The sequence below is a fragment of the Flavobacterium chilense genome (assembly GCF_001602525.1).
Lineage (GTDB): Bacteria > Bacteroidota > Bacteroidia > Flavobacteriales > Flavobacteriaceae > Flavobacterium > Flavobacterium chilense.
This window is the reverse complement of the sequence record NZ_LSYT01000006.1, coordinates 482,955-503,253: the sequence shown is the minus strand read 5'-3', so window position 1 is coordinate 503,253 and position 20,299 is coordinate 482,955. Positions and strand designations below refer to the sequence as shown.

13 protein-coding genes are annotated in these 20,299 nt (G+C 33.7%); 6 read left to right on the top strand and 7 right to left on the bottom strand.

Translation table 11 applies throughout. From position 1 onward, the window contains the following. Positions 1–3 precede the first annotated feature (3 nt). The 3 genes from A4F88_RS16130 to A4F88_RS16120 all read right to left on the bottom strand — a co-directional run bounded on the left by A4F88_RS16130 (position 4) and on the right by A4F88_RS16120 (position 5,072). Positions 4–939, bottom strand: coding sequence for a PorP/SprF family type IX secretion system membrane protein (locus tag A4F88_RS16130; RefSeq protein WP_068843660.1), 936 nt, complete (start codon positions 937–939; stop codon positions 4–6). A 28-nt stretch (positions 940–967) separates the two neighbouring features. Continuing rightward, positions 968–3,595, bottom strand: coding sequence for a T9SS type B sorting domain-containing protein (locus A4F88_RS16125; RefSeq protein ID WP_068843659.1), 2,628 nt, complete (start codon positions 3,593–3,595; stop codon positions 968–970). A gap of 151 nt (positions 3,596–3,746) precedes the next feature. Beyond that, positions 3,747–5,072, bottom strand: coding sequence for a PDZ domain-containing protein (locus A4F88_RS16120; RefSeq protein WP_068843658.1), 1,326 nt, complete (start codon positions 5,070–5,072; stop codon positions 3,747–3,749). 122 nt (positions 5,073–5,194) lie between these two features. On the opposite strand from A4F88_RS16120, the gene A4F88_RS16115 reads away from it, so the two are divergent. The 6 genes from A4F88_RS16115 to lgt all read left to right on the top strand — a co-directional run bounded on the left by A4F88_RS16115 (position 5,195) and on the right by lgt (position 10,521). After that, on the top strand, positions 5,195–6,391 hold the full coding sequence (locus A4F88_RS16115; RefSeq protein WP_068843657.1) for a pyridoxal phosphate-dependent aminotransferase: 1,197 nt from the start codon (positions 5,195–5,197) through the stop codon (positions 6,389–6,391). A 204-nt stretch (positions 6,392–6,595) separates the two neighbouring features. After that, on the top strand, positions 6,596–7,267 hold the full coding sequence (gene folE, locus A4F88_RS16110) for a GTP cyclohydrolase I FolE (RefSeq protein WP_068843656.1): 672 nt from the start codon (positions 6,596–6,598) through the stop codon (positions 7,265–7,267). Between the two features lie 81 nt (positions 7,268–7,348). Continuing rightward, complete coding sequence (locus A4F88_RS16105) at positions 7,349–7,729, top strand: four helix bundle protein (protein ID WP_068843655.1); 381 nt, start codon at positions 7,349–7,351, stop codon at positions 7,727–7,729. A gap of 54 nt (positions 7,730–7,783) precedes the next feature. Beyond that, entirely contained in the window at positions 7,784–9,262 is a 1,479-nt protein-coding gene (cysS, locus tag A4F88_RS16100) for a cysteine--tRNA ligase (protein WP_068843654.1), read from the top strand. Between the two features lie 22 nt (positions 9,263–9,284). Beyond that, on the top strand, positions 9,285–9,524 hold the full coding sequence (gene yidD / locus A4F88_RS16095) for a membrane protein insertion efficiency factor YidD (protein ID WP_068843653.1): 240 nt from the start codon (positions 9,285–9,287) through the stop codon (positions 9,522–9,524). 64 nt (positions 9,525–9,588) lie between these two features. Continuing rightward, positions 9,589–10,521 carry a prolipoprotein diacylglyceryl transferase gene (lgt, locus tag A4F88_RS16090; RefSeq protein WP_068843652.1) on the top strand — a complete coding sequence of 311 codons (933 nt, stop codon included), beginning with the start codon at positions 9,589–9,591 and terminating at the stop codon, positions 10,519–10,521. 493 nt (positions 10,522–11,014) lie between these two features. Here lgt and secDF read toward each other — a convergent pair whose 3' ends face one another. The 4 genes from secDF to A4F88_RS16070 all read right to left on the bottom strand — a co-directional run bounded on the left by secDF (position 11,015) and on the right by A4F88_RS16070 (position 20,269). Continuing rightward, positions 11,015–13,987: a protein translocase subunit SecDF gene (secDF, locus tag A4F88_RS16085; RefSeq protein ID WP_068843651.1), complete on the bottom strand. Its 2,973-nt coding sequence runs from the start codon at positions 13,985–13,987 to the stop codon at positions 11,015–11,017. A 227-nt stretch (positions 13,988–14,214) separates the two neighbouring features. Further along, positions 14,215–15,150 carry a malate dehydrogenase gene (gene mdh, locus A4F88_RS16080; RefSeq protein ID WP_068843650.1) on the bottom strand — a complete coding sequence of 312 codons (936 nt, stop codon included), beginning with the start codon at positions 15,148–15,150 and terminating at the stop codon, positions 14,215–14,217. A 111-nt stretch (positions 15,151–15,261) separates the two neighbouring features. After that, positions 15,262–17,202, bottom strand: a complete 1,941-nt coding sequence (gene gyrB / locus A4F88_RS16075) for a DNA topoisomerase (ATP-hydrolyzing) subunit B (RefSeq protein ID WP_068843649.1) — start codon at positions 17,200–17,202, stop codon at positions 15,262–15,264. Between the two features lie 328 nt (positions 17,203–17,530). Then, positions 17,531–20,269, bottom strand: coding sequence for a M16 family metallopeptidase (locus A4F88_RS16070; RefSeq protein WP_068843648.1), 2,739 nt, complete (start codon positions 20,267–20,269; stop codon positions 17,531–17,533). Between the last annotated feature and the right edge of the window lie 30 nt (positions 20,270–20,299).

Genomic DNA, 20,299 nt, shown 5'->3' with positions numbered 1-20,299 from the left:
ATTTTAGAAGAATCTTGGTGATTTATCATATCCTTTTCCTAATAAATCCAGATTAAACAGGAGCATGATTTCGTGTGTTCCTGAATTAAATTGCCCCATATTCGAGAGTGTATGATCGTAAGCATAACCCACTCTAAGCGTTGATGTAACATTTATATTGACCAAAGCACTTACAGCATCGTTTATTCTGTAAGCTGCTCCCAATTCAAACTTATTGTTATACAAAACATTTGCTGTAACATCTACAGAAATTGGTGCTCCGGCTACAAATTTTGACATAAATGCCGGTTTCAGCTTCACCATATCATTGATCTGAAAAACATATCCGGCTGTTAAAAAAGTATGAATGACTTCAGACCCGTAGGCATTAATTCCGGATTTTTCTTCGATATGTTTAGAACTCAATAAATTTGGAGCCGATAACCCTACATAAAAGTTATCTCTAAAATAATAGGCTCCTACCCCAATATTGGGTTTGGTTACGTTTATATTTTCGGAGAAAGCCAAATCTGTACTAGTATTACCACTCTGAAAAACAAATCCATTAAAATTGGTTTGCAATGATGTAAAACCTGCTTTTAATCCTAATGACAATTTATTTTTTCCTCCTAAATTTAAGACATAAGCAAAATCAGCATAAAAATTATTTTCTTTTTTAGCTCCATCTCCAATATCATCTGAGATTAATGACAAGCCAACTTCAACTTTATCACTCACGGCTGTATGACCAAAAAAGCTAAATGTTTTTGGTGCTCCAACGGCTCCAACCCATTGTGTCCTGTACAATCCTCCAAGATTTAACATCGCCGGAACTCCTGTGGCATAAGCCGGATTTACTACACTCATATTGTACATATAATGAGTGTATTCCGGATCTTGCTGAGCAGAAACTGACGTTATGTAAAAGAGAAAACTTATAAAAAGTATTATTTTTTTCATTTGAAAATTTTATTAAATAATAAAGGAATTATCTATTTAGATAAAGTCGCCCTTGTTGCGCCTTTTTATTGTCTTTATTAAAATTGACAATATAAAAATAGACTCCGTTTGGCGCTACACCATCACCAAAACCGGCTGATTCAGAATTTCTTCCGTCCCAATTGGGTTTATTTCTATTTCCTTTAAACATTATATTTCCATATCTGTTGAATATTTCAAGTGTATAATCCGGGTATAAAAATTCTATATCCGGAATGGTGAAAGTATCGTTTACTCCATCTCCGTTTGGCGAAAATCCGTCAGGAATAAAAAAGGCATACTCTTCAGGATTACAATCGAATAAGGAAACTGTAACTTCTAAATGGTTTTCAGAAATACAATTTGTTATTGTCGAAAGATCGAATCCATAATAAGTTGCTTTGTCTGTAAGCAAAGTTCCTGAAGCTAATAAATTTCCATTGTTTGGAGCATCATACCAGGCAACAGTTGAAGCGACATTAGTTGCATTTGACAAGTCTGAAATCTTCGGGTTTTTAAGTCCGCAAAAATCTGCTCCTCCCGCATTTAAAACCGGAGCAGGAGTATCGTTTATTAAAACCGAAATCATCGTTGGAGCTGATGTGCAACTAGCCGGAGAAGTTTCTCTTATATATAGGTTTTCTGATTTTAAAAGATAAGTATCTGCAAGAGGTGTTGTTGCTGTAGACGAACTATACCATTTGTATTGTGATCCGTGTGGTACTAAATTGACAATTGTTGCCCCATCAACTTTACAGAATTCCTGATTTGCAACAACTGGTGCTAACGGAATTGGATTGATTGCAAAGTTATCTGTTACATTGACTAAATTAGTATCACAGGCAGTTGTATTATTTTTCAAATTTGAAGCTGAAATGGTCACAGAACCAATATTTAAAAGGAAACCTGATGGAATTATAAAACTGGCATTTCCATTGGTAACGGTTAAAATAACGGTTTGCAAAGCTGAAGAGTTTGCTCCTGAAAGTGTATATGAAAGTGTGGCATCAGTCAGATTCCCCAAGCCTGAAACAGTAACAGTAACGGGATCATTAAAGCAAAAATCATCTGCCTGAATTTTTACAGTTGCTGCATTTGGCAAAGGATTAATGATTAAATTTCCCTGTGTATTGGCAACATTGGTACAACCTGTAACTGTATTGGTAATTTTAATAATCGTGATTATAGAAACACCGCTTTTTACATTAAGACTTGCCGGAATTATAAAACTAAAATTACCTCCCAAAGCATTAATATTGGCTGTTTGCCCTGTTGCGAAATTATCTCCGGTTATGTTATAAACAATATTATAATTTCCGTCAGTCAATTGAGATGCATTTGAAATTTGAACTGTTGCACTTTTATTCTGACATACGGGACTTGCAGTCAATGCAGCTCCGTCTAAATGAGGTAATGCATAAACATTCAGATCATCTTTTAGATTATCAATAACATTTACACATGCTTCTTTACTGGCTGTCGCAATTATACTTATAATGTTCATAGTAAATTTGCCAACTTGTTTAAAATAAGAGGATTTAACCGGAAAGCTTATTATACCGTTTACAAAATTTGCTTTTATTGTCTCTAATCCGCCATTGGGGCCGGAAACACTAAAAGTCACTTTATATTCTCCATCAGGGATAGTTTCAGGACCTTGTGTAATTGTTGCCAAATATGTTGCGGTAGGGATTTCATTTTCGCAAATATCTGAATCGATTACCAACTTTGCACCTGTAAAATCAAGTCTTTTTTCGAGTGTAATTTTTATTTGAGCGCTCTGATCGGGACAGATTCTATTATCAGGATAAGACCGCACTGTATAGGTATAAATATATTCTCCGGGGCCCATAGTATCAAATACTTCCTTCAAATTAACAATATGATCTGTTGTTGCTGTTAATCCGGCTCCGTACCACTCCCCGCCATTATCTTCTCCCGAAAGTAAAGTAAAGAGATCTAAATTTGTATAACCTGCCAGTCCGGTTGTTCCGCATAATGTTAAATCTTGTGGCGTTCCTGGTTCCGGTGCTCTAAAAATAGTAACTGTAACTTTTGATGAAGGAGAAACGGGAGAACAAGCAGCTACCGCCGGTACTGTATAGGTAAAATCAAATGACCCGTTTAAGCCTGTAATTGCAATAGAAGATCCTACAATTTGCCCTGCACTATTTGTCCAGGTTCCGTTTGAATGTGGCCCCATTACTGTACTGTTAAATGCAGTAAAAAGGTTAAATGTGTTTTTAGAACTACATTCTGTAGCATAAGGAGCAGGCACTCCGGCATAAGCCCCTATGGTAATGGTTACTGTCGCTTTATTATTTGTACAACCAGTGACGGCAGGCGCTGTGTAAGTAAAATGATAAACACCTCCACTGCGTATAAGTTGTCCGTTTAAAATTCCTGTAGCACGATCTAATCCTCTGGCGTTATTATCATCTGTCCAGGTTCCTCCGGGTACAGGACTACCACCTAACAATGAGAATAATGATATGGACTGATAAATGGGATCCTGAATATCACAAATTACTTTTTGTGCATCATTTCCCGCACATTGTCCATAAACTTTCGAAGATAATGAGGAAAAAACAACCAAAAACAATACGAAATATAAGAAGACAGCGTAATTTTTAACCATATAGTCTTATTTTTATATAAACATAATAAAATAATAACATTGGCTAAACAAAAAATACAATTTAGTAGCTCTTTTTTCACAAAATTCAATCAAATTAAAATTTAACTGATTATAATACACCTTTTTGTTTAAAATTTTATGTAATTACGATCTACAATTCATCTTCCAGTTTGAATCTAAATTTCAAAATCAAACTATTTCTTTCGACTTCTAAATTGATCCAGATATCTTCTTCTGATTTTAAAAGCATATTGATTTGTTGGAGCGAATATTTATAAGGAACCGTATTATTGATACTTACAATGATATCTCCTTTTAATAATCCGCAACGATCTGCAGCTGAATTTTTACGAATGTTGACAATTTCATAAACTGGTTTTAAAGAGAATTTATACCTGAAATTACCGTCTTTTTTATCATTGTAGCCTGTTTCTTCTATAGAAGTAGCAACTTTTACTGTTTCCAGATGTACTGTTTCCTGTACCCATTGCAGTCCGTTATGCTGAATCGTGATTCCGCTTTTGTTATATGTAAAAGGTTCTGAGAATTTGTTATTCTTTTTAAGATACATTTTTTCATCTGCATAATCTAAAACAACTGTAAATCGCTTCAAGACTTCACCACCAATTGAACCTATACGATCGGGAACCATTTTTACATTACGAATCGAATTTGAATCCGGAAAAGAGACAATTGGTTTTTTAAAATTGAATTCGTCAATAGAGAACTTATCAATCTTAGCACGATGACCTTCTATATCACCACTGAAACCTTTTCCAAGAAAATCAGGAAAATTCTTTTTAGGCAGTTTTATTTTGTTGTTTTCAAAAATCCAGAAAGCATCACTATTTCCAATATCAATTAGCAATTTTGCAGGTATAGGAACCGTATCAACAACGGCTGTTGCATAAATATAAGGTTTAGATCTTTCAACTGTGATGGGAATTGTTTTAAATTTTCTGCTCAGTTTCGCACGTACTTCTTCGTTATTTTGATGAACCACAATTTTCTTTTTTTGATAATTGATCTCAACTAAATTATTTTTAAAGAATTTATATCCAATAATACCATTTACCGGAATCCCAATGTGCGAAGACAAATTAAAACTCTGATCTAAAATAATGTAAAGCAAATGGTTATTTGACTTTAGTCCATGGGTTTCTAATATATTATTTGTTGATTTTAGTCCTTCAATTTCTTCTTCGCTTCCTAAGCCTCTCAGTTTTATTTTTTCTACATTTTTAAAACTTACTTCCTGTTTTTCTTCCATACTAAACAAGATCGTTTCTTCGACTCCTGAATCTAACAGAAAATTCAGTTCTATCCCGTTTACTTTTATAGGAATAAAAACAAGATTATTAATCAATTTAAAAGGAATTGTGACCTTCGAAGCATGACGTTCGATCAAAAAATCACTTTGCGCTTTAAGTGAAAAAGCTGTTAAAAGCCCAAAAAACAATATAAAATATTTTTTCATTGACAATATTTTATGATAAAATTACTAAAAATATTCATAATTGTTACAATTTAATAAGTACTCGTAATGTTTACGTTAAATTCGAAAAAAAAATGCAAATTTGCACTTCAATACTAAAACTCATGCCAACAATTTCTCACAAAGGCAGAAACATGCCCGAATCACCGATACGTAAACTTGCTCCTTTTGCAGATGCTGCAAAGCAAAAAGGAAAAAAAGTGTATCACTTAAACATTGGTCAACCGGATATCAAGACACCCGAAGTGGCCATCGAGGCGGTAAAAAACATTGATTTGAGTATTATAGAGTACAGTCCGTCAGCCGGATATGAAAGTTATAGAAAAAAATTAGCTAAATTTTACCAACGTCAAAATGTAAACGTTAACACAGAAGACATCATTGTTACTACTGGTGGCTCTGAAGCCTTGTTGTTTGCATTAGCCACAATTACAGATCCGGGAGATGAGATTATTATTCCGGAGCCTTTTTATGCTAATTATCATGCGTTTGCCTCATCAACGAGTGCGACTGTAGTTCCGGTTATTTCGACAATCGAAAGTGCCTTTGCCTTACCAAGCATTGATACTGTAGAGAAATTAATTACACCCAAAACCAAAGCTATTTTAATATGTAATCCGGGTAATCCAACCGGATATTTATATTCTGAAGCAGAAATTAAACAGCTGGCAGGTTTGATCAAAAAACACGATCTGTATTTAATTGCTGACGAGGTATACCGTGAGTTTTTGTACGATGGAGATGATGTTCATTATTCTGTAATGAATCTTGAAGACGTACAACAAAATGTAATCATGGTCGATTCTGTTTCAAAACGTTACAGTATGTGCGGTGCCAGAATTGGTTGTTTGATCACTAAAAACAAGGATGTATTAGCAACAGTTATGAAGTTTGCCCAGGCGCGTTTAAGCCCGCCAACTATTGAACAAATTGCCTGCGAAGCAGCTATTGATACTCCGCAAAGCTATTTTGATGAAGTAATTTCAGAATATAAAGAACGTCGTGATACTTTAATTACAGAATTAAATAAAATTGAAGGCGTTGTGGTTACCAAACCAAAAGGAGCTTTTTACTGTATTGCACAATTGCCTATTGATAATGCTGATGATTTTGCTCAATGGCTTTTAGAAAGCTACGATCTTAACAACGAAACTGTAATGGTTGCTCCTGCTGCCGGATTTTATTCGACTCCGGGAATGGGATTAAATCAGGTTCGAATTGCGTATGTGTTAAACAAAAAAGATTTAATTACGGCTGTAAATATTTTAAAAGAAGCGCTTTTAGTTTACAACAAAAAATAAAAACAGAATAAAACACAACCTTTTAAAAGACAATAACACGCTATGTTATTGTCTTTTGTATTTTAAAAAAATGATCGTTTTGTTTTAATTTAAATTATATCCAAAAACAGACAATTAAATAGTAAAAACGATAGAAAAGGTTTGCTTTTTATTAATTATCTTTACCGCCTTAAAAAGATATACCCATTATAATAGTAGTTTTTAATGATAAATAACGAAGATTTTTTAGACGAAATAGGAGACAATCATTTTAGCAGCAATGCGAAAAACCCTGTAAGACAGGATGCTTTTGACTTAAGTGATGACGAAAAAATAGAAAAAATAAAAAAAGATGTTGAAAACATTCTTCAGACTCTTGGAATGGATTTGACAGATGACAGCATAAAAGGTACTCCAAACCGAGTAGCAAAAATGTTTGTAAAAGAGATTTTTGGTGGTCTTAACCCTTCAAAACAGCCAAAAGCTTCAACTTTCGATAATAATTACAAATACGGAGAAATGTTGGTAGAAAAAAACATTACGGTTTATTCTACCTGCGAACATCATTTATTACCAATTATCGGGCGTGCTCATGTTGCTTATATTTCAAGCGGAAGAGTTATTGGTTTGTCTAAGATGAACCGTATTGTAGAATATTATGCAAAAAGACCTCAGGTTCAGGAGCGTTTAACGATGCAAATTGTTCAGGAATTACAAAAAGCTTTAGGTACTGAAGATGTTGCCTGCGTTATCGATGCCAAACATCTTTGCGTAAATTCAAGAGGAATCAAAGACATCGAAAGCAGTACTGTTACATCTGAATTTGGTGGAAAATTCAAAGATCCTCAAACAAAAAGAGAATTTCTGGATTATATTAAATTAGATACTCAATTTTAGTTTAATCGGTAAATCGTTAATTTGTTTAATCGCTTCATCATAAGGTGTTAATTCCCGATTAAATGATTAAACAAATCAACAATTAAACAAAAAAAGAATGTACGTTTTTCGTTTGAAAAATTAGAAGTTTGGCAAAACGCAAGGATATTTATTTTGGAAATTTATAAATTAACTGCTGCATTTCCTACTAACGAATTGTTTGGGATGACTTCTCAAATAAAAAGAAGTTCTTCTTCAATTGCTACAAACATTGCAGAAGGAACATCAAGAAATTCAAACAAAGACAAAGCTCATTTTTTAACGATTTCTTATTCATCTGCAATGGAAACATTAAATCATTTAATTCTTTCAAAAGATTTAAAGTATATTTCCGAAAATGAATACGTTCAATGCCGTGAAAAACTTGAAAAAATTTGTAATCAGATAAATAATCTAAAAAAATATTATCTTTCACAAGAATAAATCCGTTCAGAACGATTAAACAAATTAACGATTAAACGGTTAAACAATAATAATATGCCTTTATATACATCTCAACACCTAAAAATATACAATTCACTTTCGGGTGAAAAAGAAAATTTCAAACCAATCCATGAAGGAAATGTTGGAATGTATGTTTGCGGACCTACAGTTTATAGTAATGTACACTTAGGAAATGTGAGAACTTTTATGTCTTTTGACGTGATATTCAGGTACTTTTTACATCTGGATTACAAGGTTCGCTATGTTCGAAATATTACTGATGTTGGTCATATTGTAGATGATGTTGATGAAGGTGAAGATAAAATTGCCAAAAAGGCACGTTTGGAGCAATTGGAACCTATGGAGGTTGTGCAACGCTACACTGTTGACTTTCATGATATTCTAAAAGCTTTCAACTTTTTACCGCCAAGTATTGAGCCAACAGCTACAGGTCATATTATCGAGCAAATTGAGATTATCAAAAAAATTATCGATACCGGTATTGGTTATGAAGCCAACGGATCTGTTTATTTTGATGTTGTAAAATATAACGAGACTAACAATTACGGGGTTTTAAGTGGCCGAAATATCGATGATATGCTTGCCAATACCCGTGATCTTGATGGTCAGTCAGACAAAAGAAACCCACAGGATTTTGCTCTTTGGAAAAAAGCAGAACCCGAACATATTATGAGATGGCCTTCGCCATGGAGTGATGGTTTTCCGGGCTGGCATTTAGAATGTACAGCTATGAGTACCAAATATCTTGGTAATCATTTTGATATTCATGGTGGCGGAATGGATTTAAAATTCCCACATCATGAATGCGAAATAGCACAAAACGAAGCATGCACAGGTCAGGCTCCGGTAAATTACTGGATGCACGCCAATATGCTAACGTTAAACGGAAAGAAAATGGCAAAATCGACCGGAAATAATATTTTACCGGGAGAAATTTTAAGCGGAGACAACAATATTCTAAGTAAAGCTTTTTCTGCATCTGTTACTCGTTTTTTCATGTTACAGGCGCACTACAGAAGTATTTTAGATTTTTCTGATGATGCCATTGTTGCTGCAGAAAAAGGATATAAAAGATTAATGGAAGCTGTTGATGCCTTACCGGGCATTTCAGCCAGTACAACGAGTTCTATTGATGTTAATGCTTGGAAACAATTGTGCTATGATGCCATGAATGACGATTTTAATACGCCTATTTTAATTGCACAATTATTTGAAGCTGTTCGTTACATCAATTTATTAAAAGAAGGAAAAGAAACTATTTCTGCCGAAGACTTAAAATCATTTACAACTGCTATCAATGCTTTTGTTTTTGATGTTTTAGGTTTGAGTGATGAAAAAGGAGCTGATAGCAACAACGATAAATTAGAGGGTGTTGTAAATATGCTTATTGGAATGAGAAATCAGGCGAGAGCTGATAAAAACTTTGCTCTTTCTGATCAAATCCGTGATCAGTTGATTGCTTTAGGCATTCAGTTAAAAGATGGAAAAGAAGGTACCAGTTTCTCTATTTAATCTATTTATTTCCTAATAAATCATGAAAGTAATTACTCCATTTGTTTTATTAGTACGCTTTTATCAAACAGCAATTTCACCGTTTACACCGGCAAGTTGCAGGTTCGAACCTACATGTTCGACTTATATGATTCAGGCTTTACAAACTCATGGATTATTTTATGGCGGATATCTTGGAATGAAACGAATTTTGAGTTGTCATCCGTGGGGAAGAACAGGTTACGATCCTGTTCCCGAAAAGAAATGTTCACATAAACATTAACTTTTTATAATGAGGATCTCTGCTTTTAATATTTATTTTTACTAAACAAAAAACAATTTAATATATGTCACACTCCTTAAATGTAGTCTGGAATCCTTCTGAAGGAATCGATTTGGGATTTTTTATGATTCGTTATTACAGTTTAATGTTCGTAATCGCTTTTGGATTAGGCTGGTTTATAATGAAAAAGATTTTCGAACGTGAAAACGAATCACTTGAAAAATTAGATTCTTTGTTTGTATGGACTGTTCTGGCTACTTTAATTGGAGCACGTTTAGGACATGTCTTTTTTTACGATTGGGAATATTTTAGAAATCATTTACTTGAAATCTTTTTACCTGTTCGTTTTGAGCCTAAATTCGAATTTACCGGTTTTCAGGGATTAGCAAGTCATGGCGCAGCAATTGCTATAATCGTTGCGATGTATTATTACAGCAAAAAGATATTAAAACGCCCGATGTTATGGATCTTAGACCGTGTCGTAATTCCGGTTGCCAGTGGCGCTATTTTTGTTCGTCTCGGAAACTTTTTCAATTCTGAAATTATCGGACAAGAAACTAAATCTGCCTTTGGAATTCGTTTTTTGCACGATCAGTTTAGTAAAGCCGAAGCAGTACAAAGAACTCAGATTGCAAATCCAAAAGATGCTTATACTGCCATTGCAACTGATCCAAAATTTGCAAATCTTTTAGCAGAAGTTCCGGCAAGACATCCAACCCAACTATATGAAGGAATTGCTTATATTTTTGTTTTTGCAATTTTATTCTTTCTATACTGGAAAACAAATGCAAGACTTAAATCAGGTTTATTATTTGGAGCTTTTCTTGTTCTTTTATTCGTAGTACGTTTTATTGTAGAATTTGTAAAAGAAAGCCAGGGTGGTTTTGAGAACGAATTAGGCGTTTTCTCAACAGGACAATGGTTAAGCATACCTTTTATTATTATTGGGCTTTTCTTTATCATCAGAGCACAAAGAAACCCTTTAGCCGATTCTTAAACATAGTATTCAAAACATAAAAAGCCCAATATCTTAACGACGATATTGGGCTTTTTATTTACAAGCAATACGAAAATACCAAATTCTATATTTTTAATGTTATAACCCGCGTTTTCACTATTTAATCCCGCATTAGAAACATGACGTATACTTGGTCAAATATCAAACCTAAATTTATCTATTCTACCTGTAAAACCAAGAGTCAAAACATCTGCAAAAACTAAAGTATTAAATTCATTTTGTTAATACATAAGCATCATAGTTAATAAAAATAGCTGGTAAACATGTATTATTATTGAATACGCTTCCAAAACCGTAGTTAAAATCTACAGCAGATCATTTTTTCATTTTGTACCACAGCATGAAATATGATTAAAAAACTAAAAACAATAGTATTTTTCATTTCATAAATAACTTTTTCCTTATCAAGAATATAGCACAAAAAAAAGATCCAACTTTCGCTGGATCTTTTTTTATTACATCAAACTTGCAATTATGCTTTGTTGTGTTTGTCTTCGATTGTATGTTTTTCATCACTTGAAATCGAATCAACCAATACTGGTGTCGCGATAAATAATGAAGAGTAAGTACCTACAACAATACCAATTAACATGGCAAAGATAAATCCTCTGATTGACTCTCCACCAAAGATAAACATTGTCAATAATACAATGATCATCATTAATGAAGTATTCAACGTTCTTGATAATGTAGTATTAATAGAAGCGTTTACGATATCTTCGAAACTTCCTTTACGGTTTCCGATGATAAACTCTCTGATTCTGTCAAATACAATTACAGTATCGTTCATTGAGTAACCAATAACGGTAAGAATCGCAGCAATAAAGTGCTGATCCATTTCCATGTGGAAAGGCATGAATTTATAACATAAAGAGTAGATTCCTAATACAAAGATAACGTCATGCGCTACAGCTGCGATCGCTCCTAATGAATATTGCCATTTACGGAAAGAAACCATTAAGTATAAGAAAATAGCCGCCATTGCACCAAGTACTGCCCAGTATGAGTTTGTTTTAATATCTTCAGAGATAGAAGCTCCAACTTTAGAAGATTGTAAAACTCCAACTTTTTTACCGTCGAAAGTGTTCGTGAATTTATCATAAGTAACGTTAGGGAAATATTTCTCTAATGCTTTGTATAATTTTTGGTTCACTTCTTCATCAACAGCTACACCGTCTTCTTTGATTTTGTATTTAGTTGTGATTTTCAACTGATCGTCATCACCTAAAATTTTAGCTTCAACCGGAGTTCCAAAAGCAGCAGATAATTCATCTGAAATTACAGTAGCATCTACTGGTTTTTCAAATTTAACCTGGAATGTTCTTCCTCCAACAAAATCAACACCTTCATCTAATCCATTAACAAAGAAAATAGAAGTTAAACTTACAATAACTACAATTGAAGAGAAGATGTAAGTGAATTTTTTGATTTTAATAAAGTCAAAGTGGAAATTAGTAAACCAGTTTTTAGTAATGTTTGTAGAGAACGTTAAATCTGCTTTTCCTGCAATGTTTTTATCAATAAAGATTCTTGCAATAAAGATTGAAGTAAACAATGAAGTTACGATACCAATAAGTAATGTTAAAGCAAAACCTTTAATTGGTCCTGTTCCAAAAATAAATAAGATCGCCCCAGTTAAAACGTGAGTTACGTTTGCATCAATAATAGAACGCATTGCTCCGTGCCATCCGTAAGACGCTAAAACAGCTTCTGACAATGATTTTCCTTCACGTAATTCTTCTTTTGCTCTTTCATATATAATGATGTTCGCATCTACCGCTGTACCTAATGTTAATACGATACCTGCAATACCTGGTAATGTTAATACAAAACCAAAACTTGCCATAATTCCAAATAAGAAAAGTAAGTTTAATAATAAGGCTAAGTTAGCATACCAACCTGCTTTACCATAATAAAATACCATCCATAAACAAACTAATAAAAATCCTAATACAGATGAAATTGTACCTGCATCAATTGCAGCCTGACCTAAAGATGGTCCTACAACAGTTGATTGAATAATATCAGCAGAAGCCGGTAATTTACCTGCATTTAATATGTTTGCTAAATCTTTAGTTTCTGCTACATCAAAAGAACCTGTAATTTCAGATCTTCCTCCGGCAATTGGTCCGCTGGTAACTCCAGGAGCAGAGTAAACAATATTATCAAGAACAATAGCAATATAACTTTTTTGAGCAAATGCTCTTCCTGTTAATTCTTCCCAAACTTTAGCTCCCTGGCTGTTCATTTGCATAGAAACAGCTGGTTTTCCTAATTGATCAAAAGTATCTTTTGCATCTGTAACAACACCACCGCTCATTGCTGGTACGTTATCTCTGTTACCTTTTAAAGCGTATAATTCTACTGCTTCAATTTCTTTTCCTTTTGTATCTTTTATAGTAGTTGGTTTACTCCAAACAAATTTTGCATTGTGTTGGTCAGCACCCAATAAAATTCTGATTTCTGGTCTTTTAAAATACCCGTTTACAGCAGCAGTATCTTTTGGAGCAAAATAACCTAAAACTGGTCCACCACCCTGACCTAACATTTTGTCAAATAATGGGTTGTTTCCTTTTTTAGTATCAACTGAATCTTTAGCATCAGTTAATAAAGCGTTTAATGAATCTTTAGCAACAGTTTTAGTTTCTGTTTTTTTGATTTCAGTCTTTTTTAAAGCTTCGTTAGTTGCAACTAAAAAGTTTCCAACTTCTTCAATTTTAAAAGTTTCCCAAAACTCCAATTGAGCTTTACCACCTAATAATTTTTTAATTCTGTCAACATCTTTAGCACCTGGAAGCTCTACTAAGATTCTTCCTGTTTCTCCTAATTTTTGGATGTTTGGTTGTGTAACACCAAATTTATCGATACGCTCTCTTAATACTTTATAAGCACTTTCAACAGACTCATCAACTTTTCTTTTAATTACTTTTTGAACTTGTGCATCAGACATTTGAAAATCGATTCCACCATCTCCTTGTAAACTTCTGTTTGCAAAGATATCCGGAGAAGCTAATTTTACAGTTCCGTTTGAATTTGCCTCAAAAGCTTCGAAAAACTTATTTAAATAGGTTTTGTTTCCTTCTAAATTTGCACTTGCATCTGCTAATGATTTATTAAATACCGGATTTTTAGAATTGTTAGCTAATCCTTTTAACACGTCTTTAATAGAAATTTGAAGAATAACGTTGATTCCTCCTTCTAAGTCAAGACCTTTGTTTAGTTGTTTGTTTTTTACTTCGTTATAAGTAAAATCCGTAAAACCAAGATTAAACACTTTTTCTTTACCAATAGAATCCAAGTATTTTAATTCTTTGTCAGGATTATCTCCTGCAAAAGCTTTAGCTTCACTTTTGACATTATTTGCCACAAAAGTGAAAGAGAGTTGGTAAATACTTACCAATGCAAATAGAATTGCGAAAAATTTAATAAGTCCTTTATTCTGCATTATTACTAAAAATTAATTATGTTTTAAAGTTTGTTTTTGTTTTAAAGTCCCATAAAATAAGCCCTGATATGAGTTTTTAAAGCTAAAAAATCGAGATCACGAATTACAACATTTTTTTTAAACCGAGCAAATATATAATTAACGAAAAGATTAACCAATTTATTTATTAATTAATCTCAAAAAAAAGACTGCAAAAGTGCAGCCTTTTCCTTTTTTTTCGAAAATCGTTATACTAAAATCGATTTTAACGCTTCGTTCATGCTTCTAACTGCATCTGCACTTTTAGCAAATAACGCTTTTTCGTTATCGTTTAATTTTATATCTAAAATTTCTTCAACTCCGTTTTTACCAATTATACATGGTACTCCTATACAGATATCATTTTGACCATATTCTCCTTCAACAAAAACAGAACATGCAATCATTTTTTTCTGATCATTTAAAATACTGTCTACTAAAAAAGCAACAGAAGCTCCCGGCGCATACCAGGCTGATGTTCCTAATAAACCTGTAAGAGTAGCTCCTCCAACCATTGTATCTGCAGCTACTTTTTGCAATACTTCTTCTGAAAGAAATTCTGTTACCGGAATTCCGTTATAAGAAGCCAAACGTGTTAAAGGAATCATAGTAGTATCACCGTGACCTCCAATAACCATTGCCGAAATATCATTTGCCGGTTTATCCAGTGCTAGAGACAAATAAGTTCTGAAACGGGAACTATCTAATGCGCCTCCCATACCAATGATTCTGTTTTTTGGTAATCCTGTGGATTTCAAAGCCAAATAAGTCATCGTATCCATTGGGTTTGAAACTACCACTATTATAGTATCCGGAGAATATTTCAATACATTTTCAGCAACTGTTTTTACAATTCCTGCATTTATACCAATTAATTCTTCGCGTGTCATTCCTGGTTTTCTCGGAATTCCTGATGTAATCACCACTACATCACTTCCGGCAGTTTTAGAATAATCGTTGGTAACGCCAGATACTTTGGTATTAAACCCTGTATTTGTCGCGCATTGCATAATATCCAACGCTTTCCCTTCGGCAAAACCTTCTTTAATATCCAACAATACTACTTCGCTGGCAATTCCTCTATAAGAAATAACATCTGCACATGTAGCTCCAACATTTCCTGCTCCTACAATGGTAACTTTCATATTTTATACTTTATCGGTTATTAATTAATTTGTTTGTTTTATAAATCGACAATTCGTTTAATCGTTTAAGTAAATTTAAACAATTAAACGAATTGAAAATATTAATTTTTATTATGCATCGATATTTGCATAAACTGCATTTTTCTCGATGAACTCTCTACGTGGCGGAACCTCATCTCCCATTAACATTGAGAAAACCCTGTCGGCTTCTGCCAGACTTTCAATAGTTACCTGACGTAAAGTTCTGAAGTTAGGATCCATTGTAGTTTCCCACAACTGCTCCGCATTCATCTCTCCAAGACCTTTATAACGTTGAATAGCAGCACTTCCTCCCATTCTTTCGTTCGCCTGATCACGTTGAACGTCATTCCATGCATATTCTTTCTTTTGTCCTTTTTTAACTAAGTATAAAGGTGGTGCTGCGATGTAAACGTGACCTTCTTCGATAAGCTCTTTCATGAAACGGAAGAAGAACGTTAATATTAAGGTAGAAATGTGACTACCATCGACATCGGCATCACACATGATGATTACTTTATGATATCTTAGTTTTTCAAGGTTTAATGCTTTACTGTCTTCTGCAGTTCCAACAGTTACACCCAAAGCGGTAAAAATATTACGAATCTCTTCGTTTTCAAATACCTTATGGTGCATTGCTTTTTCTACGTTCAAAATCTTACCACGAAGCGGTAAAATCGCCTGAAAATTACGGTCACGTCCTTGTTTTGCAGTTCCACCTGCCGAATCTCCCTCGACCAGGTAAACCTCACATCTTGCCGGATCCTGCTCAGAACAATCTGAAAGTTTTCCTGGCAATCCGCCGCCGCCCATAACGGTTTTACGTTGTACCATTTCACGCGCTTTTTTCGCCGCGTGACGTGCCTGAGCAGCCAAAATAACTTTTTGAATAATGATTCGGGCATCATTTGGATTTTCTTCCAAATAATTCTCTAACATTTCTCCAACAGCCTGAGAAACCGGAGAAACTACTTCTCTGTTTCCTAATTTTGTTTTTGTTTGTCCTTCGAATTGTGGTTCTGCAACTTTTACAGAAATAATTGCCGTTAACCCTTCACGGAAGTCATCTCCTGCAATCTCGAACTTTAATTTATCTAACATTCCGGATGCATCGGCATATTTTTTAAGGGTTCTTGTTAAACCACTTCTAAAACCTTGCAAATGCGTTCCTCCTTCGTGTGTGTTGATATTATTTACATAAGAGAAAATATTCTCTGTATAACTTGTATTATAAATCAGGGCAACCTCAACCGGAATTTCACCTTTTTCGTGATCCATGCTGATTACGTGAGAAATAATTGGCTCACGGTTTCCGTCTAAATAACGAATGTATTCTTTAAGACCTTCATCAGAATGAAACACTTCGCTTCTAAATTCGCCTTTTTCATCCACTTCTCTTTTATCTGTAAATGTGATCGTGATTCCTTTGTTTAGGAACGAAAGTTCACGCATACGGGCTGATAAAGTATCATAGGAGAACTCTGTAGTTTGGGTAAAAATGGTATTATCAGGGTAAAATGTCTGACGTGTACCTCTTTTATCTGTTTCTCCAATTTGTTTTACCGGATATAATGATTTTCCTCTTTCATATTCCTGCTCATAGATTTTTCCTTCTCTAAAAACAGTTGATTTCATATGAACAGAAAGGGCATTTACAACTGAAACCCCTACTCCGTGTAAACCTCCGGAAACTTTATAAGAATCTTTATCAAATTTACCTCCGGCTCCAATTTTAGTCATTACTACCTCAAGTGCAGAAACTCCTTCTTTTTTATGTAAATCAACCGGAATACCACGTCCGTTATCTTCAACCGTAACTGAACCATCTTCGTTAATTGCAACACCAATTGTATCACAATGTCCACCCATGGCCTCATCAATAGAGTTATCAACAACTTCATAAACCAAATGATGCAGCCCTCGAACTCCTACATCTCCAATATACATCGACGGACGCATTCTTACGTGCTCCATTCCTTCTAATGCCTGAATACTATCTGCTGAATAATTGTTCTTCTTGATTTCTTCGCTCATATAATTTATTCTAAAAAATGTAATTATTGTCTAACACGCAAATATATAAAAACGCAAATTATATATCCGTTAAAATACGACTTAAAGCACTTAAGTTATTAACACAATTGCTTAAATTATCAAAAAATAAATCTAAAAGCCAACTTTAAATTCTAATTTTCTCAAATTCCAAATTCCAAAATAGGAATAACATAAAATAATATCAAATTTCAATTTTGAGAAATTCGAAATTATAAACTTTATCGTCTCTATAAAAAAACCGAAATGACATATAAAATGCATTTCGGTTTTAATGAATTTAAAATCTTTAAATTAGATTTTTCCCTTTTCATTGTTTTTTATTAAAATCCCCTACATAAATTGAGGTCATTTTATCCAGACTCAGGTATTTTCTCAAAACAGTATTTACTTCTTCTACTTTTAAAGCTTTTACTTTGTTTTCCAGCGTGTCGTAATCATCAAGCGGAATTCCGTATTGCAAATAAGTATTTGTGAGATTCATTAAAGTATCATCTACACCAAGTCTTGTTTTTCTTTCGTTTTGCCAGCTTACCAAATTTGATTTTAATTCTTCTGCTGTAAACCCATCTTTTAATGCTTTTGCTATTTCTTCTTTTGTAGCAGTTTCAACAGCATTTTTCTTGGTTGGATTTAAAAAAGCATAATAACTCCAGGAAGCAACATTACTCACAATTGGCACATCAATATACGAACCTGCACCGTAACTAATTCCTTCTTTTTCTCTAAGTCTCATAGGGATTCTGGCACTTAAAAATCCGCCGCTTCCTAATATTTCATTTGCCATAATAAATGCAGGATAATCAGGGCTATTTCTATCCATTTTAAAACTTATTCGCCCTAAAGCAACGGCATTTTCTTTGTCCGGAGTAATGATGTCTTTATCTAATTTATTTGTTTCAAAATAAGTTGGCAGCGCCTGTTCGTATTTTGATTTAGAGTTCCATTTGCCAAAAGTATTTTCAAGGATTTCTACTGTTGATTTGGCATCCAGATCTCCTACCACACTTCCAACTCCGTTATTTCCGCCTAAAATATTTTGATAGAAATCAACTATTTCAGTTTGTTTAATCTTTTTAAAGGCATCAATTTGCTCCTGAAGTGTTGGTGTATAAAAAATACTTTCTTTAGGATATTTTGCAGTCTGTCTTGCTATTTCTGTAAAAGCAACTGACTGCGGATCATTAAGATTAGATTCCAGATAGGTATTATACTCACTGATTGTTTTTGCCAATTCATTTTCAGGAAAAGTAGAATTCACCAATAAGTCTCCCAAAATCCCCATTACTTCTTTAAAATTCTCTTTGTAGGTACTAATATTTACAGATAAAGTTTGTCTTGAAAAATTAAAGTTAATGCTGGATTTTAGCTGATCTAATTTGTCCTGAATCTGTTCTTTGGTTTTAGTTTTAGTACCTGTTTTAAGCAATTGAGCCAGAATACCGCCGGCATCTGTTTTTCCGGTTAAGTCTTTTTCATTACTCACCGGAAACCTAAAACTAGCCTGAACTTTTCCGCCTTTTATTTCTTTTTTAATCAGTCCGTATTTTGCTCCGTTGCTTAGTTTTCCTTCGACAAAATTTTGCTTTAAATTTTTGATCGAAGCTTCAAATGCTGCTGCTTCTTTTTCTAAGGCTTTTCCTTTGTAATCTTTTGTGAGCGCAAGCACTTCTTCATCTGTATATTCTACAGATTTTACTCTTTGCTCGTCTTTAGAAGGAATAAATATTCCTACTGTTCTGTTATTACTTCTAAAATATTTTTCAGCAACTCTTTGTATATCTTCTTTAGTCAGATTCTCGATAGCATCACGATACAAAAAGCCTAATCTGTAATCTCCGGCTCCAATAACTTCAGTAAGATTGATAGCAAACGAAATGGTGTTATTTTTTACACCTTCTATTTGTTTAATAATCTTTGCTTTGGCTCTGTTGACATCTTCATCTGTATACTTAGTCGTTCCTATTTTGTCTAACTCTGCTCTTACAATATCCTTTGTTTCTTTAATATCTTTATCATTAGGAACTGCTACTCCAAAATATACAAAACTGGCATCTCTTGTAGTAGGCTGCCAATAGTAAATACTCGATACTTTGTGAGTTTCTACTAATGATTTATACAAATATCCGGACGGATCAGCAGTTAAAATTTCACCCAGGGCATCAATGGCAGCATAATCTTTATCTGCATAAGCCGCTGTATGATACAAGGCTCCAACATTTTTACTGTCTCCTGCTCTTTTTAGCTCTATATATTTTTCACCATCCTGAGCTGGCTCAATAGTGTAAGTTTTATCTAAAACTCGTTTAGGTTTTGAAATCGCACCAAAATATTGCCCTACATATTGCAAGGCTTTTTTATCATCAAATTTTCCTGCAATTATTAAGGTCGAATTATCGGGCTGATAATATTTCTCATAAAAAAATCTTAATCTGTTTGCTTTTACACGTTCAATATCTTCTTTACTCCCAATGGTACTTTTTCCGTAATTATGCCACAAATAAGCTGCAGAAAGTATTCTTTCCTGCAAAACTCCATCAGGGTTATTTTCGCCTATTTCAAACTCATTTCTTACTACAGAAAATTCTTTATCCAGATCGGTTTGCAGAATCGTAGCATTGATCATTCTGTCAGCTTCCATCTCAATGCTCCATTTTAAATTCTCGTCGCTTGAAGGAAAAACTTCGAAATAATTGGTACGGTCAAGCCAGGTGGTTCCGTTGGCATTTCCACCTTTATCTGAAAGCATTTTTTTTATATCACCGAGGTTTTTAGTGCTTTTAAATAACATATGCTCTAATAAATGCGCCATCCCTTTCTCACCATAACCTTCATTTCTGGAACCTACATTGTAAACAATATTTACAATCATATTACTTTGTGAAGCATCTGGAATCAAGAGTACTTTTAGTCCGTTGTTTAAAGAATATTCTTTTACACCTTCAATATTTTTAATGTATTTGGGCGTTTCAATCTTTTTTTGTGCATAAACTGAAGGCGTCAAAACAAGTGAGCAATACAAAATCCCACTTAGCAATAAGTTTCTCATAGATTATATTTAAAAAGGTTAGTTAATTAT